The 14362-nt window shown below is 59.7% G+C and carries 11 protein-coding genes; 6 read left to right on the top strand and 5 right to left on the bottom strand.

The window, feature by feature from the left end; all coding sequences use genetic code 11:
• Positions 1 to 134 precede the first annotated feature (134 nt).
• From PDR5_RS15595 to PDR5_RS15580, 4 genes are all read left to right on the top strand, one after another.
• Positions 135 to 1259: a sugar diacid recognition domain-containing protein gene (locus PDR5_RS15595; protein ID WP_064596905.1), complete on the top strand. Its 1125-nt coding sequence runs from the start codon at positions 135 to 137 to the stop codon at positions 1257 to 1259.
• Between the two features lie 91 nt (positions 1260 to 1350).
• Complete coding sequence (locus PDR5_RS15590) at positions 1351 to 2490, top strand: glycerate kinase (RefSeq protein WP_064596903.1); 1140 nt, start codon at positions 1351 to 1353, stop codon at positions 2488 to 2490.
• Between the two features lie 222 nt (positions 2491 to 2712).
• Positions 2713 to 4338 (top strand): methyl-accepting chemotaxis protein, encoded by a 1626-nt coding sequence (locus PDR5_RS15585; RefSeq protein WP_064596901.1) that lies wholly within the window; start codon positions 2713 to 2715, stop codon positions 4336 to 4338.
• A 41-nt stretch (positions 4339 to 4379) separates the two neighbouring features.
• Positions 4380 to 5567, top strand: a complete 1188-nt coding sequence (locus PDR5_RS15580; RefSeq protein ID WP_064596899.1) for a pyridoxal phosphate-dependent aminotransferase — start codon at positions 4380 to 4382, stop codon at positions 5565 to 5567.
• Between the two features lie 124 nt (positions 5568 to 5691).
• On the opposite strand, the gene PDR5_RS15575 is transcribed toward PDR5_RS15580, so the two are convergent.
• From PDR5_RS15575 to PDR5_RS15555, 5 genes are all read right to left on the bottom strand, one after another.
• Positions 5692 to 6669: a 2-hydroxyacid dehydrogenase gene (locus PDR5_RS15575; RefSeq protein WP_064600846.1), complete on the bottom strand. Its 978-nt coding sequence runs from the start codon at positions 6667 to 6669 to the stop codon at positions 5692 to 5694.
• Between the two features lie 21 nt (positions 6670 to 6690).
• Positions 6691 to 7989, bottom strand: coding sequence for an MFS transporter (locus PDR5_RS15570; RefSeq protein WP_064596897.1), 1299 nt, complete (start codon positions 7987 to 7989; stop codon positions 6691 to 6693).
• A 66-nt stretch (positions 7990 to 8055) separates the two neighbouring features.
• A complete protein-coding gene (locus PDR5_RS15565; RefSeq protein ID WP_064596896.1) occupies positions 8056 to 9075 on the bottom strand; it encodes a sugar kinase in 1020 nt (339 codons plus the stop codon).
• A complete protein-coding gene (locus PDR5_RS15560; RefSeq protein WP_064596894.1) occupies positions 9068 to 9850 on the bottom strand; it encodes a sugar phosphate isomerase/epimerase family protein in 783 nt (260 codons plus the stop codon). Before PDR5_RS15560 ends, PDR5_RS15565 begins: the two co-directional genes overlap by 8 nt.
• A 357-nt stretch (positions 9851 to 10207) precedes the next feature.
• The gene (locus PDR5_RS15555) at positions 10208 to 11236 is read right to left on the bottom strand and encodes a LacI family DNA-binding transcriptional regulator (protein WP_064596892.1); all 1029 of its coding nucleotides are present in this window, start codon (positions 11234 to 11236) and stop codon (positions 10208 to 10210) included.
• Between the two features lie 225 nt (positions 11237 to 11461).
• On the opposite strand from PDR5_RS15555, the gene PDR5_RS15550 reads away from it, so the two are divergent.
• Positions 11462 to 12265, top strand: a complete 804-nt coding sequence (locus PDR5_RS15550) for a hypothetical protein (protein WP_064596890.1) — start codon at positions 11462 to 11464, stop codon at positions 12263 to 12265.
• Between the two features lie 93 nt (positions 12266 to 12358).
• Entirely contained in the window at positions 12359 to 14356 is a 1998-nt protein-coding gene (locus PDR5_RS15545; protein WP_064596887.1) for a hypothetical protein, read from the top strand.
• Positions 14357 to 14362: the final 6 nt, after the last annotated feature.

The following is a 14362-nucleotide window of genomic DNA, read 5'->3' as shown; positions in this document are numbered from 1 at the left end:
AGGGTAACGTTGATCGCCCTGAGAGTCTCGGCCACCTTTGGCCGGATTGTCTTTGTGCCTGAGCACAGGGTTTGCCGCCAGACCCTGTGCGGGTGAACAACCGTCCGCGCCTGTTTTCAAGGATTCCAGCCCCTATGTTCGAACTCGATCACGACCTCGCCCAGGACATCGTCGACCGGGCCATGGCCATTTTGCCGTACAACGTCAACGTCATGGACAGCCAGGGGCTGATCCTCGGCAGTGGCGAGCCGGAGCGCATCAACACCCGCCACGAAGGCGCGCAACTGGTGCTGGCCAACGGGCGGGTGGTGGAGATAGACGCGCAGACCGCCGTGCATTTGAAAGGCGTGCAACCGGGGATCAACCTGCCGCTATTGCTCGATCAGCGTTTGATCGGTGTGCTCGGTATCACCGGCGAGCCGGAGCAATTGCGCACTTACGCCGAGCTGGTGCGCATGACGGCTGAAATGCTGGTCGGCCAGCGCAACCAGCAATCCGAACAGCAATGGCGGCGGCAGCGTTGCGATGATTTGCTGGCACTGCTGTTGAGTGAAGCAGGGGATTCGCCGCGTTTGGTGGATGAAGCCCAGCAGCTAGGGCTCAAACCGCAACTGACGCGGGTGCCGTATCTGTTCGAGTTGGGGCTGGAGCACGGGCCGGGGCAAACCGTCGAGGCGCTGAGTGCCTGGCTGGTGTCGCGCTATCCCGACAGTTGGTGCGTGAGCTCGGCCAAGTCGTCACTGTTGTGGTGCCGGCCGGCGAGTCAGAACGTCGAGCATGATCGCCTGCTGGAAAAACTCGATGGTCTGGGCTGGAACATTCTGCGTATCGCGGTTGGCGGGCAGGCCGACGGGCTGGCCGGGTTGCGCCGTTGCTATCGGCGGGTCGGCGATCTGCTCGCCTATGGTCGCGAAGTGCTGCCGCGTTCACGGCTCCTGACTCTCAATCGCTACCGCTTGCCGGTGATGCTCTGGCGCCATCGCAACGACGATGCGCTGGATGAACTGCTCAAACCGTTGCGCAAAGTGATCGCCAAGGACAGCAACGGCCAGTTGCTCGCGACCCTGCGCAGTTGGTGCGATCACGACGGGCAGAGCCAGGCTTGCGCCGATGCCTTGGGTATCCACCGCAACAGCCTGCGTTACCGGATGGAGCGGATTGCCGAGTTGAGCGGGGTCGATCCGTTGAAGCTCGACGGGATGCTGGCGTTGTATCTGGGTGTGCAATTGCTGCCGCAGACCGACGATTTGTCGAAATGAACAATAAACGCCTGCACGACTTGTGCAGCGGACAGGCGTCAACCGGCAAGGCGACTGGCAGCATGAGGGGCATTGGAACTGGAGAATTCGCATGAAAATCGTCATCGCCCCCGATTCGTTCAAGGACAGCCTGAGTGCCCAAGGCGTTGCAGAGGCCATTGCGCTGGGACTGGCGCAGGTCTGGCCGCAGGCGACGCTGGTCAAGTGCCCGATGGCCGACGGTGGCGAAGGCACGGTGGAGTCGATTCTCGCCGCGTGCGAAGGCGAACTGCGCCGGACCCGCGTGCGCGGCCCGTTGGGCGCAGCGGTCGAAGCCGCGTGGGGCTGGTTGCCACACAACCACACCGCAATCATCGAAATGGCCGAGGCCAGCGGTCTGCAATTGGTGCCGCCGGGGCAGCGTGACGCGTGCATCAGCAGCACCTTCGGCACCGGTGAGCTGATCCGCGCCGCGCTGGATGCCGGCGCGCAGCGAGTCATTCTGGCCATCGGCGGCAGTGCCACCAACGACGGTGGCGCCGGCGCCATGCAAGCGTTGGGCGTGAAACTGCTGGATGCTCAAGGGCAATCGCTGGTGCCGGGAGGTTTGGCGTTGGCGCAACTTGCGCGTCTGGACCTGAGCGAGCTCGACCCGCGTCTGACGCAAGTGCGTTTCGACATCGCCGCCGATGTCAACAATCCGCTGTGCGGCCCCCACGGCGCGTCGGCGATTTTCGGCCCGCAGAAGGGTGCATCCCCGGCGCAAGTGCAACAACTGGATCAGGCCCTCGGTCACTTCGCCGAACTCTGCGCGCAAGCGCTGGGCAAGGATGTACGGGATGAACCGGGCAGCGGTGCCGCAGGTGGATTGGGCTTTGCCGCCAAGGCGTTTCTCGGCGCACGGTTTCAGGCCGGTGTTGAAGTGGTCGCGGAACTGGTTGGCCTGGCCGACGCTGTGAAGGGCGCGGATCTGCTGATTACCGGCGAAGGGCGCTTCGATGCCCAGACCCTGCGCGGCAAAACCCCGTTTGGCGTGGCGCGGATCGCCAAGCAACACGGCGTCCCCGTGATCGTCATCGCCGGGACCCTCGGCGAGGGCTATCAAGCGCTCTACGATCACGGCATCGACGCTGCATTCGCGGTCACCAGCGGCCCGATGACCCTTGAACAGGCCTGCGCCGAAGCCCCGCGCCTGTTGCGTGAACGTGCAACAGATATTGCTCGCGTATGGCGTATTGCAACTCCGGCCTGACCTGTCAGTCATCATCTGAAACGACGGGTGTTTCAGCGCTGAAACACCCGCAGCGCCGTGAAAAATATTTCATCTTTCCCCGCAAACTTCCTCAAGCCTGGCCGATACAGAAATCAGGCGCACACGAAAATTTCCAGAACAGTGACGCCGGAACGAAGCCCGCCCACGGGCCCGTGATAACGGCATGGACGCTCGTAGTTTCAACTATCCGAGAGTCCTCCTATGTCCCTGCGTAATCTGAATATCGCGCCCCGTGCCTTCCTCGGTTTTGCCTTCATTGCCTTGTTGGTGATCGTGCTCGGCGTGTTCGCCGTCAATCGCATGTCGATCATCCGTCAGGCTTCCCTGGAGATGGACTCGACGCAGTTACCAAGCGTCACCCAACTCGCGGTGGTTACGGAGAACGTGTTGCGCCTGCGGATTCTCTCGTTCCGCATTCTGGTCAACCGCGAACCGGCCGGTTTGCAGGAAGCCCAGACCCGCATCGGTGTGCTGGTGGACAAGGTGCGCGCTGCCCAGGCCAGTTACGCGGTACTGCCGGCCGGCCCGGAGGAACGCGCGTTATATCAGGAGTTTTCGACGACTCTCGACAACTATGTGCAAGCGCAGAATCAGATGATGGAGCTGTCGCGCCAGGACAAGCTCGACGAGATGCGCGCCCTGATCAACACGAAGATCAAGGACGGCACCGACAAGATGGGCGAACAACTCAACAAGCTGATCGCGATCAACGCCGCCGACGCGAAGACCGCTTCCACTCAGGCGGGTGAGTATTACAACAGTGCCATTACCGGCATCATCGCGGTGTCTGTGATTGCCGCGTTGTTGACCGTATTGCTGGCCTGGCTGCTGACCCGCAGCATCGTCACCCCGTTGAACCGCGCCGTCGCTGCCGCGCAAACCATCGCTGGCGGCAACCTGACCAAAGCCATCGAAATCGACGGCAAGGACGAACCGGCGCGCCTGCTTGAAGCGCTGGCGGCGATGCAGACCAACCTGCGCAAAACCATCGAGCAGATCGCCGGCTCCGCCACGCAACTGGGCGCCGCCGCCGAAGAACTGAGCGCCGTGACCGAAGAAGCGTCCCGTGGCTTGCAACAGCAGAACGACGAAATCGAACAGGCCGCCACTGCCGTCAACGAAATGACCGCAGCGGTGGAAGAAGTTGCGCGCAACGCGGTGTCGACCTCCGAAGCCTCGAACCAGTCGACCCACGCCGCCCGTGAAGGTCGCGATCAGGTGGTGAAAACCGTCGACGCGATCCAGACCATGACCCACGACGTGCAGAACACCGCGCAAATGATCGAAGGCCTGGCCGCTCAGGGCCGCGACATCGGCAAGGTGCTGGACGTGATCCGCGCCATCGCCGAACAGACCAACCTGCTGGCGCTCAACGCCGCCATCGAAGCGGCCCGTGCCGGTGAAGCCGGGCGCGGATTCGCGGTGGTAGCGGACGAAGTTCGCGCCCTGGCCCATCGCACTGCGCAATCGACCCAGGAAATCGAAAAAATGGTCGCCGGCATCCAGAACGGAACCGGTGAAGCGGTCGAGTCGATGCAGCAAAGCAACCAGCGCACCCAGACCACCCTGGAAATGGCCCGCGCCGCCGGTGTTGCACTGGAGCAGATCACCCAATCGATTCACCAGATCAACGAGCGCAACCTGGTGATCGCCAGCGCCTCGGAAGAGCAGGCGCAGGTGTCCCGCGAGGTCGACCGCAACCTGGTCAACATCCGCGACCTGGCCACCCAATCGGCCGCCGGCGCGAATCAAACCAGCGCCGCGACCCACGAACTGTCGCGCCTGGCGGTGGATTTGAATGCGATGGTGGCGCGCTTTGTGATTTGACCTAGGGTGAAGGCTGGAGACCGCGCAATCAGGAGACGTACATGCGCTATTCAGCCTTGACCCAACGAATCGCCGGGGAGGGAGCAGCGGCCTGGCGGATTCACGACCGAGCGCTGGAGCTGCGCGCCGAGGGCATTGATGTCTTGCTGCTGTCCGTGGGTGATCCGGATTTCGATACGCCGCTGCCGATCATCCACGGCGCCATCGACAGCCTGCTGGCGGGCGATACCCATTATTCCGACGTGCGCGGCCGGCTGGAGCTGCGCAAGCAGATCGCCGAGCGCCATCGACGCAACAGCGGCCAGGATGTGGATGCCGAGCAGGTGATCGTGCTGCCCGGCGCGCAATGCGCGGTGTATTCGGTGGCGCAATGTCTGCTGGATCCGGGCGATGAAGTGATCGTTGCCGAACCGATGTACGTGACCTACGAAGGCGTGTTCGGTGCCTGCGGCGCAACCGTGGTGCCTGTGCCGGTTCGTCCGGAGAATGGTTTTCGCGTCGATCCGGCGGATGTCGCGGCACTAATCACGCCCCGAACCCGCGCCATGCTGCTCAACAGCCCCAACAATCCTTCCGGCGCCAGTCTGTCGCTGTTGATCTGGCAGGAGCTGGCAGCGCTGTGCATTCGTCATGACTTGTGGCTGATCAGCGATGAGGTCTACAGCGAATTGTTATACGAAGGCGAGCACGTCAGCCCGGCGAGCCTGCCGGGCATGGCCGAGCGCACGGCGACCATTAACAGCCTATCCAAATCCCATGCCATGACCGGGTGGCGGATCGGCTGGATGATCGGGCCGACACCCTTGGCGGAACATCTGGTGAATCTGTCGCTGAGCATGCTGTTCGGGCTGCCGGACTTTGTGCAGAAAGCGGCGCAGATCGCGCTGGAGAAAGATCTGCCGGAAGTGACGCAGATGCGCGAGGAATACCGCTTGCGTCGGGATCTGGTGTGCGAGCGGTTACGTGGGTGTCCGGGGTTGTACCCGATCAAGCCGGATGGCGGGATGTTCGTGATGGTCGATGTGCGCCAGACCGGGCTCGGCGCGCAGGACTTTGCCGAGCGCCTGCTGGAGGGGTATGGGGTTTCGGTGCTGGCAGGGGAAGCGTTCGGGCCCAGTGCGGCGGGGCATATTCGCATCGGGCTGGTGGTGGATAGAGTGAAACTGGCGGATGCGTGTTCGCGGATTGCCTTTTGTGCTGCGCAGCTTCTGCAAGTGCGCAGTGCCTGAAGGTTCTGTGTTGTCTTTACTGGCCCCTTCGCGAGCAGGCTCGCTCCCACAGGTATTGTGTACACCGCAGAACACTGTGGGAGCGAGCCTGCTCGCGAAAGGGCCGGTACAAGCGCTGAAAGCTTCAGCTCTGCCAAGCTGATGAGTTCACCAGATTCATCGGCTTCTTCCCAGCCAACGCCGCCAACAGATTCTCCACCGCACACCGCGCCATCGCCTCGCGCGTCTCATGGGTCGCCGAGCCCATGTGCGGCGTCGCCACCACGTTGTTCAGCTGCAACAACGGCGAGTCATGATTCAACGGTTCACGCTCAAATACATCCAGCCCCGCCGCGCGAATCCGGTTATGGCGCAAGGTGTCGATCAGCGCCGCCTCGTCCACCACCTTGCCCCGGGAAATATTGATGAAGATGCTCTCCGGGCGCATCAACGCAAACTGCTCGGCGCCAATCAAACCTTCAGTCTGCGCTGTCAGCGGCAAGGTCAGGCAGATGAAATCCGCCTGCTGCAACAGGTCCTCCAGGCTGCGGTACTGCGCATCGAAACGTTCTTCAACCGCCGGTTTGCGCGACTGGCTGTGATAGATCACCGGCATCCCGAAGCCGAAATGCCCCCGCTGCGCCAGCGCCTCACCGATCCGCCCCATACCGATGATGCCCAGCGTCTTGCCGTGCACATCGGTGCCGAAATGCGCCGGGCCGATGCTGCGATGCCAGTGACCGCCGCGCACCATGTTCGCCAGTTCCACCACGCGCCGGGCGCTGGCCAGGATCAGGGCGAAACCGGTGTCGGCGGTGGTTTCGGTGAGCACGTCCGGGGTGTTGGTCAGCAGGATTTTGCGCCGGGTCAGGTAGTCGATGTCGTAGTTGTCGACGCCCACCGAGACGCTGGAAATCGCTTCCAGCTGCGGTGCCAGATCGAGCAGCGCCGCGTCCAGTTTCAGGCTCGCGCCGAGCAAGCCGTGGGCACCGGGCAGGGCGTCGCGCAGTTTCATCAGGCCATCGGCGTCGAGGCTGTCGATAAGCGTCACATCGACCTGTTCCTCAAGGCGCGCCATCAGCGCCGGCGACAGTTTTTTGTACAGCACAACCTGCTTTTTCATCGCAGTCATCTCTCTATCAATTCAGGAATGGGCCGGCTGCGGACACGGTGCGACGCGCTTGGCCGTCACCCGGTCGCTGGCGCCGGGCTTGAGAAAAATCGTCAGCACCACCGAGAGCATCAGCGCGCCGCTCATCAACAGGTACGAAGCACCGGGCGAACCGGTGGAGCTGTTCAGGTAGCCGACCAGATACGATCCGCCGAACGAACCGAGGGCGCCCATGCTGTTGATCAGCGCCATCGCACCGCCGGCGACATTGGCCGGCAGGATCTCGGGGACGATGGCGAAGAACGGCCCGTAAGGCGCGTACATGCAGGCGCCAGCGATCACCAGCAGCGTGTACGACCACCAGAAATGCTCCGCGCCCAAGGCGTAGGAACCGTAGAACGCCACCGAGGCAATCAACAGCGGCGGCCAGACGAAGCGTTTGCGCTTTTGCAGTTTGTCCGAGCCCCAGGACACCAGCAGCATGCCGATCACTGCCGCCAGATAAGGCAGGGCCGAGAGCCAGCCGGCCTCGATCATGTCCATCTGCGCGCCGGCCTTGAGGATCGACGGCAGCCACAACACGAAGCCGTAGACGCCGATGCTCCAGCAAAAAAATTGCAGCGCCAGAATGATCACCTTCGGCGAACGGAAGGCTTCGGCGTAGTTCTTCACCGCTTTGATCCCGACCTGTTCGGCAGCCAGGGCGCTTTCCAGATCGTGCTTCTCCTGGTCGTTGAGCCACTTGGCCTGGGCCGGACGATCATCGGCCAGCTTCCACCAGATAAAGGCCCAAAGGACTGCCGGCAGACCTTCGATGATGAACATCCAGCGCCAGCTGAAATGCTGCACCAGATAGCCCGACACCACCGACATCCACAGCATCGTCACCGGGTTGCCGAGGATCAGGAAGGTGTTGGCCCGCGAGCGTTCGGCGCGGGTGAACCAGTGGCAGAGATAGACCAGCATCGCCGGCATCACCGCCGCTTCGACCACGCCGAGCATGAAGCGGATGACGATCAGCCAATAGGCGTTGGAGACCACGCCGGTCAGCGTGGCGAGCCCACCCCAGAGGATCAGGCTGACGAAAATCAGCTTCTTCACGCTGTGCTTTTGCGCGTAGATCGCGCCGGGCACCTGGAAGAAAAAGTAACCGAGGAAGAACAGCGCGCCGAGCAGCGAGGACAGGCCCGGGGTGATCATCAGGTCGGCGGCCATCCCGGAGGCGGCGGCGAACCCGTAATTGGCCCGGTCCAGGTACGCCAGGCTGTAGGTGATGAACACGATCGGCATGATGTACCACCAGCGGCGGGTGGCGAGGGTTGCGGTTTTCATGGTCTTGCTCCTGAGCTTGTTGTTTTTGTCGCAGCAGGTTCAATTGATTGGTTGTTTGTACTGGCCCTATCGCGAGCAGGCTCGCTCCCACAAGGGGTCTGAGTTGGAACCCGATCCTGTGTGGGAGCGAGCCTGCTCGCGATTGGTGGCCTCGAATTCAGCAGACAGTTCGGATCGGGTCGGCAAACCTTCCATATCACCACGGCTCTGCACCGCTCGACTGCCAATCCAGTTGGCGCGTCTGACCGCCTCGGGAAAACTCTGGTGCTCCAGCAGGGCGCTGATCATCCCCACCGCAAATCCGTCCCCGGCCCCCACCGTATCGACCACGGTCTGGACCGGCACGCCGGCGACAAACCCCTGATCCAGATGGGTGCGGTAATACGCACCCTGCGGCCCGAGCTTGATCGCTACGGCTTCCGCACCTTGATCGAGATAAAACGCCGCGATATCCGCCGGGTCCTCAAACCCGGTCAGCAAGCGACCTTCGCTCAACCCCGGCAGCACCCAGTGGGCGAGGGCGGCGAGACGGTTGATCTCGCTGATCATCTCCCGTTCGCTGGCCCACAGGCTCGGGCGCAGGTTCGGGTCGAACGACACGCTGCGCCCGGCGTCGCGCATGCGCGTCATCAGTGCATGGGACATTTCCCGCGCCGACGCGGACAGCGCCGGAGGAATACCGGTGGCGTGCAGGTGCCGGGCGCTTAATAACGTTGGGTTGATCGACTGCGGTGACAGATGGCTGGCTGCCGAGCCACGACGAAAGTACTCGACCGTCGGATCGCTGCCGTCATCGTTGCGCGACTTAAGCTGGAAACCGGTCGGATGAGCCTTGTCGACTTCGACATGGCTGCAATCCAGTCCCTCACGGGCCAGGGTTTCGACGACAAATCGTCCCAGCGAATCAGCACCGACCCGGCTCAGCCACGCGACCCTGAAGCCCAGCCGCGACAAGCCGATGGCGACGTTGCTGTCCGCCCCGGCAATCCGTTTGTGGAACTGCTCAACCGCTGCCAGATCGCCGCTCTGTTCGGCGACAAACATGGCCATGGTTTCGCCGAACGACAGAATATCGATCTCAGACATGAGCAGGCTCCAGACGGGATTGGCCGAGGCGGGCGAGGGCGGCGACGTGTTCGGTGGTGAGCTGCACCAGGTCATCGCCCTGCAACGGGTATTCGGCGGCGCGCATAACGCCTTGGGCCATGTGCCGCAGCAGTTGTTCCCACAGATGCAGGTCGGTGGCGGCGGGCGGTACTGCCACCAGTTTGCCGTCGGCACGGCGAGCCACGGCTTTGCAATGCACGTAGCCGACGTGGCGGCCAAGCAGTCGTGCAGCGCTGGTGGCGGACTGGTCTTGCCACTGCCAGTTGCCGATGTCGAAGGTCATCTTGATCGGCAGGTTGTGTTGCTCGACGGCAGCGAAGAAACGCTGGAACGGTTCGATCCGCCCGCCGTGCAGGGTCTGGTCGTTCTCTACCAGCAGTTGCACAGGGCTCTGCGCAAGAATTTGCGCGAGGGTCTGCAAATCGTTGTTGTCGGTGAAGAAGCCCAGGGAAACCTTTAGCCACTTGGAACCGAAAACCTCGGCATTTTGCAGCGCGGTGATGAGTTCGGGATTGGGTCGCGACTGACCGGCCAGCCACAGTTCGGTGGGTGAGGAATAGATGCTCTGCAGGCCTTGAGCGTGTGTGGCGGTGGCGAGTAGATCGGGGACTTCGTTGGTCAGCAGTTCTTCGCGCCACTCGATGCGATTGGCCCCGGCAGCGGCCAGCACCTCGATGAACGAAGCCTGACCATTGCGGCGAACGAGGTCAGCGCCGTAGCTGGACAGGCTGATGGAAACGGCGGGTTTAGTCACTTGGGCAAAAGAGTCATGATCCGTGCATGACACATGGGTCGAGCCTTGGTTGGGGAAACTGCTGGAAACGGCGGGTTTAATCACTTGGGCAAAAGAGTCATGATCTGTGCATGACACATGGGTCGAGCCTTGGTTGGGGAAATTGCTGGAAACGGCGGGTTTATTCATTGTTATTTACCTCTGAAACCGGTTTCATTTTTGTTCAAAAAAAATCAGCCAAGGCTGTGTTGTTCTTTTTGGCCTCATCGCTGGCAAGTCGAATCGTCGCACCGCAGCTCCCACAGATAGCGGGTCGCTCACAATTCTCAGGTACACCCCAATACCTGTGGGAGCGGGCTTGCCCGCGAAGAGGCCGTGTCAGTCACCACAAAGTCCACGGGTCGAACCGCGCTCAATAAGCACCGGCGCAAAATCCAGTGTCCGCGCCGCTTCATCATTACCACGCAACCGTTTGAGCAAACACTCAAATGCCTGCGCCCCAATCTCGGCAGTTGGCTGGGCAAGGGCAGTAATCCCGCTGCCCACCAACGGATACCAATCCAGATCATCCAGCGCGATCAGCCCGACATCCTCGAATAACCGGCAGCCGATCTCGCGCAAGGCAAGGGTGCAGGCCAGCGCCGCCACGCCATTGGCGCAGAACAGGGCCTTCAGGCCTGAATCAGGTGTGTTCAAAAAGGTTTGAAGGTCTTTAACCAGACTGGAGCCGGTTTCCAGCACTGCACCACGCATGTCTTCGCGCTGGCCAATCTGCTGCTGAAAGCTGCTGACCCGCTCGATCCGCGAACTGGTGCCGTCATAGGGTTCGGTCACCAGCAGTACATCGCGATAGCCACGTTGCTGAAGATGTTCGAGCGCCATCTCGATGGCTTGCGGGTTGTTCAGCCCGACCATGTCGCTTTCCAGCCCATCGACTTTGCGATCCACCAGTACCAGCGGCATTTCCCGCTTCAACTCATCCAGCTCATCCCGGTGATGGCCCAGGGTGTTCACGATCAGCCCTTCGATGTTGTACGAGCGCAACAGCGCCAAGTGCTGGCGTTCCTGTTCGTCATCGCGGTCGGTGTTGCACACCACCAGGCTGTAACCGTGTTGGCGGCAGGCGGTTTCCACCCCGTGCATCACGGCAATCGAATAGGGGTTGCGGATATCGGCCACCAGCATGCCGATCAGGCGGGTGCGGCCGCGCTTCAAGCCTCGAGCCATTTGATTGGGACGGTAGCCGAGTTCGGCAATCGACTGCTCGATGCGCCGGGCAATGGCATCGGAGAGCAGGGCTCGGTCATCGCCGATGAAGCGCGAGACGCTGGCCTTGGACACGCCAGCGTGTTCGGCGACGTCGAGCATGGTGACGCGGCTGCGCTGGGCGCTGGAGAAGTCATTCATAGGGGGTGGACCTTGTTGTTATGCCATGAAACCGGTTTCAGGAAAGCCGTTTCTCGGCTCCTCGTCAAGTCAGAAAAACCGCTTCCTCACAAGAAAAACCGACCGACGGTAGAAAGACCTGTCAGATCTGACAGTTGGCGATCGCTTCGACACGGCGCTTAATCTGGTCAGCGCCCAGTCAATGCAATATCTGACATTCAGCCATGTTCAAGAAGGGTTTTGCTCATGATCTCAAGTGATCCGTTGGATTTCGATCCGCCGCAGGTCGACGGCGTAGACGATCCGGTAATCGATCCGGAGGGATGGATTCCGCTCGAGTTACTCCTCACGGGGATTGACGTTGTCGTCCCCCTCTGGAAAGAGCCGGCCACCGATCCCGGGGAGCGGGATATTCTGACTGTGAACTTTGAGCAGCCCGGCCAAACCCCGGTAAAAATCCAGAACATCTACCGCCCCGAAGATATGCGGCCTGAGTTCAGGATACATATCGGCCCCGAGCACTTGTTGAATGATGGCGTCGGAGAACTCTGGTATGACCTTTTAGACACGGCCGATAATCCATCCAAATCACAGCGGCGGAACCTGACGATTGATCGCACGCCTGTACCGGTCGATCTGGAAGGTGTCGAATTTTTGAATACCGATATCTGGGGTTACTACAACTGCCAAACAACTCCGCCGATTTGGGAAGGCATACATATTCGTGTTCCTCCATTAACTTTATTTAGAACAGGCGATCGATGTGAAGTGACCTGGCGAGGCTATTCTTCGCCAAATGGCAGCGGCCTGGAGATCGTTCGCGCGAGATGGAGAAATGTACGGACTAGTCTGACTGACAAGGACATTCGTGAAGGATATTCGCTCTTGGTGGAGCCCTACGATGTACATATAAAACCCATGGAGAGGGAGTCCTCGGTCACTGTTATTTATCGAATGTATCGTGGAAGAAGACTAGTAGGAACGTCCGAGGTCGCACTGGCAAAAATTGACAGAATTCTGCCGGGTCAAGAACTGCCCTGCGGCCCTTGAAGTTCGACGGTGAGTGAGTTTTGAGCAGTACTGTTGGGAAAGCGGTAATCGAAAATATAACGTCTTGATAAATTTAATAGCGGGAGTTTTAAAATGAACAGTCGGGTTGAAAAAGCTATATTGTCCAGGAGGGTTTTACTTCAGAAAAGTTATGGCGCATCTGGAGCGTTCGCAGATCCTCCAGCCGTTACCATTCCTGCACAAACGCTGCCTGGCGGCGACTTGCGTATTCCGGTGGCAGCGCTTGCCGCGCCACTTGTGTACACCATCCCAAAGCCAACTGAACCAGAAGATGAAGATGATCTGATCGAGTTCAAAATTCGTGTAAAAGGCACAACCCCCTGGCTCGACATCGAACCCATGCAAATACTGGGGCCGATTGCCGCTCGCCAATGGCCTTTGCAAAAAAACATTCCGTTAGGGGAATGGATGAGCGAGAAAACGACACCGGAGACTCCAACAGAATACGAAGTTCAATATATCTACTGGTACGGTGCAGTCAATGAAGGCCATTCGGATATTAAGACATACATCATTGACCGGACGGCGCCTTACAGAGTCAAAGAGCCGGCTTCCAATCTTTCTCCCAAGGCGGCCAATTACCCGGCCTCCATCCCGCCTGGCAGCGTCATCGACGAAGCCGTCATCGCGAATAATCCGAACGGTATCAATTTGACTGCTGCGGCTTACGGCAATTATCACGCCACGGACGAATTGTGGGCCTGGTTTGGCAAGGCTCCGGTTCCGGAGATTGACGAGCCGGTACTTAAAGTCACCTTGCCTGCTTCCCGTGAATTTACGATACCCATCCAAGCCTACGTTGACGCTGAAGAGGGTAATAACTCGGTTATCTATCAAGTAAGGGATCTTGCCGGTAACGTGGGAAAAAAATCGAGTCCCGTCACCCGCGAAATCAGACGGATTGCCGATCCGACGGTGTTTGAAATTCCGGTAGTACCACTGGCTGCAGACGATCTGATTGATCTGGCTGACTGCAATCAGGGCGTTACTCTTGAGGCCGAAGTGCCTGTTCCGAATGCGCCAACAGACACCTTGGCGGCTTATTGGGGTAGTGAGGAGTTGGGTGAGAAACCCGTCAGTGGCGCCGTTGGTGGAAAGCTGATCTGGGATGTACCCTATGCCACGATCAAGAAGGTATACGGCAATACCGACGGTGATGAAACAACCGAATTCAGTTATGCCATGTTCAGAGGCAATCGACGTATTGGTGGCAACAAGGACACGACCCTTGTCAATATCTTCTACATCGGCCCTGTCAATCCCAATGAGCCCGATCCGGACAACCCTGATCTTAAGCAACCTGTATTGCAGTTTGCGGGCGGTAGTACAGACAAGGTAGAGGAATCGGACTACGGGAATGATGCGACGCTTTCTGTCGAACTGTTCGCCGCCCCTCCTACCGAAGAAGGTTGGAAAGCTTCGATCTACTATGACGGTGAGTTGGTGAGAACTTTCGAACTGAAGGACGGTGATGAGGGCACAATACTACCGGCGCCTTTACCCTGGAGCACTATATTCACTCAAGGTCCAGGCACCAAACCTGTCCACTGGATACTTCATAGTGATAGCAATCCCAACCCGATTTCCTGTACTCCAAAAGATATTCCTGTTGCTGCGTTTCCAATCCAGACACCGGCACCTGAAGTGCAAAATCTTGCTGGTCCACTGAAAAGAATCGGTTGTGCGACATTGAACTGGGGAGCCGGTGACGGAACTTCTCGGCGGAACTTGCGTGTCATCATTCCGAAAAGTGCCTACACCGTTCCTGGCAAAAAAATTACGTTGAGTTTCGCAGCGTATACTGATACCACTCCTCCAGTACTGGTTCCAGGGACGGATACTGAAGCAGAGCTAGACGTACCTGATCCTTATCCGGATGCAGGCGCACCCATTGACATTGGTACATATGCAACACACTTCAAACCAGCCAACCGGGCAAACGGAGTGCTGTCTTATACCATTACTCGTTCGGGTACAACACCGACTCCCGATTCAGCAAAGGCGCAGCATTTCATCCTGCTGACAAACAGTGAGGCGCAGTTCTGTGACGAGGTTTACCCCGCACCTTGAAGCGGG

Source organism: Pseudomonas sp. DR 5-09, assembly GCF_001655595.1.
GTDB classification, from domain to species: domain Bacteria; phylum Pseudomonadota; class Gammaproteobacteria; order Pseudomonadales; family Pseudomonadaceae; genus Aquipseudomonas; species Aquipseudomonas pharyngis.
The sequence above is the reverse complement of the archived record's forward strand: the minus strand, read 5'-3'. Positions and strand labels throughout refer to the sequence as shown.

Excerpts from the sequence above, each read along its gene's own strand:
- PDR5_RS15595 (WP_064596905.1), top strand. The coding sequence starts at position 135 with ATGTTCGAACTCGATCACGACCTCGCCCAGGACATCGTCGACCGGGCC.
- PDR5_RS15590 (WP_064596903.1), top strand. The coding sequence starts at position 1,351 with ATGAAAATCGTCATCGCCCCCGATTCGTTCAAGGACAGCCTGAGTGCC.
- PDR5_RS15585 (WP_064596901.1), top strand. The coding sequence starts at position 2,713 with ATGTCCCTGCGTAATCTGAATATCGCGCCCCGTGCCTTCCTCGGTTTT.
- PDR5_RS15580 (WP_064596899.1), top strand. The coding sequence starts at position 4,380 with ATGCGCTATTCAGCCTTGACCCAACGAATCGCCGGGGAGGGAGCAGCG.
- PDR5_RS15575 (WP_064600846.1), bottom strand. The coding sequence starts at position 6,669 with ATGAAAAAGCAGGTTGTGCTGTACAAAAAACTGTCGCCGGCGCTGATG.
- PDR5_RS15570 (WP_064596897.1), bottom strand. The coding sequence starts at position 7,989 with ATGAAAACCGCAACCCTCGCCACCCGCCGCTGGTGGTACATCATGCCG.
- PDR5_RS15565 (WP_064596896.1), bottom strand. The coding sequence starts at position 9,075 with ATGTCTGAGATCGATATTCTGTCGTTCGGCGAAACCATGGCCATGTTT.
- PDR5_RS15555 (WP_064596892.1), bottom strand. The coding sequence starts at position 11,236 with ATGAATGACTTCTCCAGCGCCCAGCGCAGCCGCGTCACCATGCTCGAC.
- PDR5_RS15550 (WP_064596890.1), top strand. The coding sequence starts at position 11,462 with ATGATCTCAAGTGATCCGTTGGATTTCGATCCGCCGCAGGTCGACGGC.
- PDR5_RS15545 (WP_064596887.1), top strand. The coding sequence starts at position 12,359 with ATGAACAGTCGGGTTGAAAAAGCTATATTGTCCAGGAGGGTTTTACTT.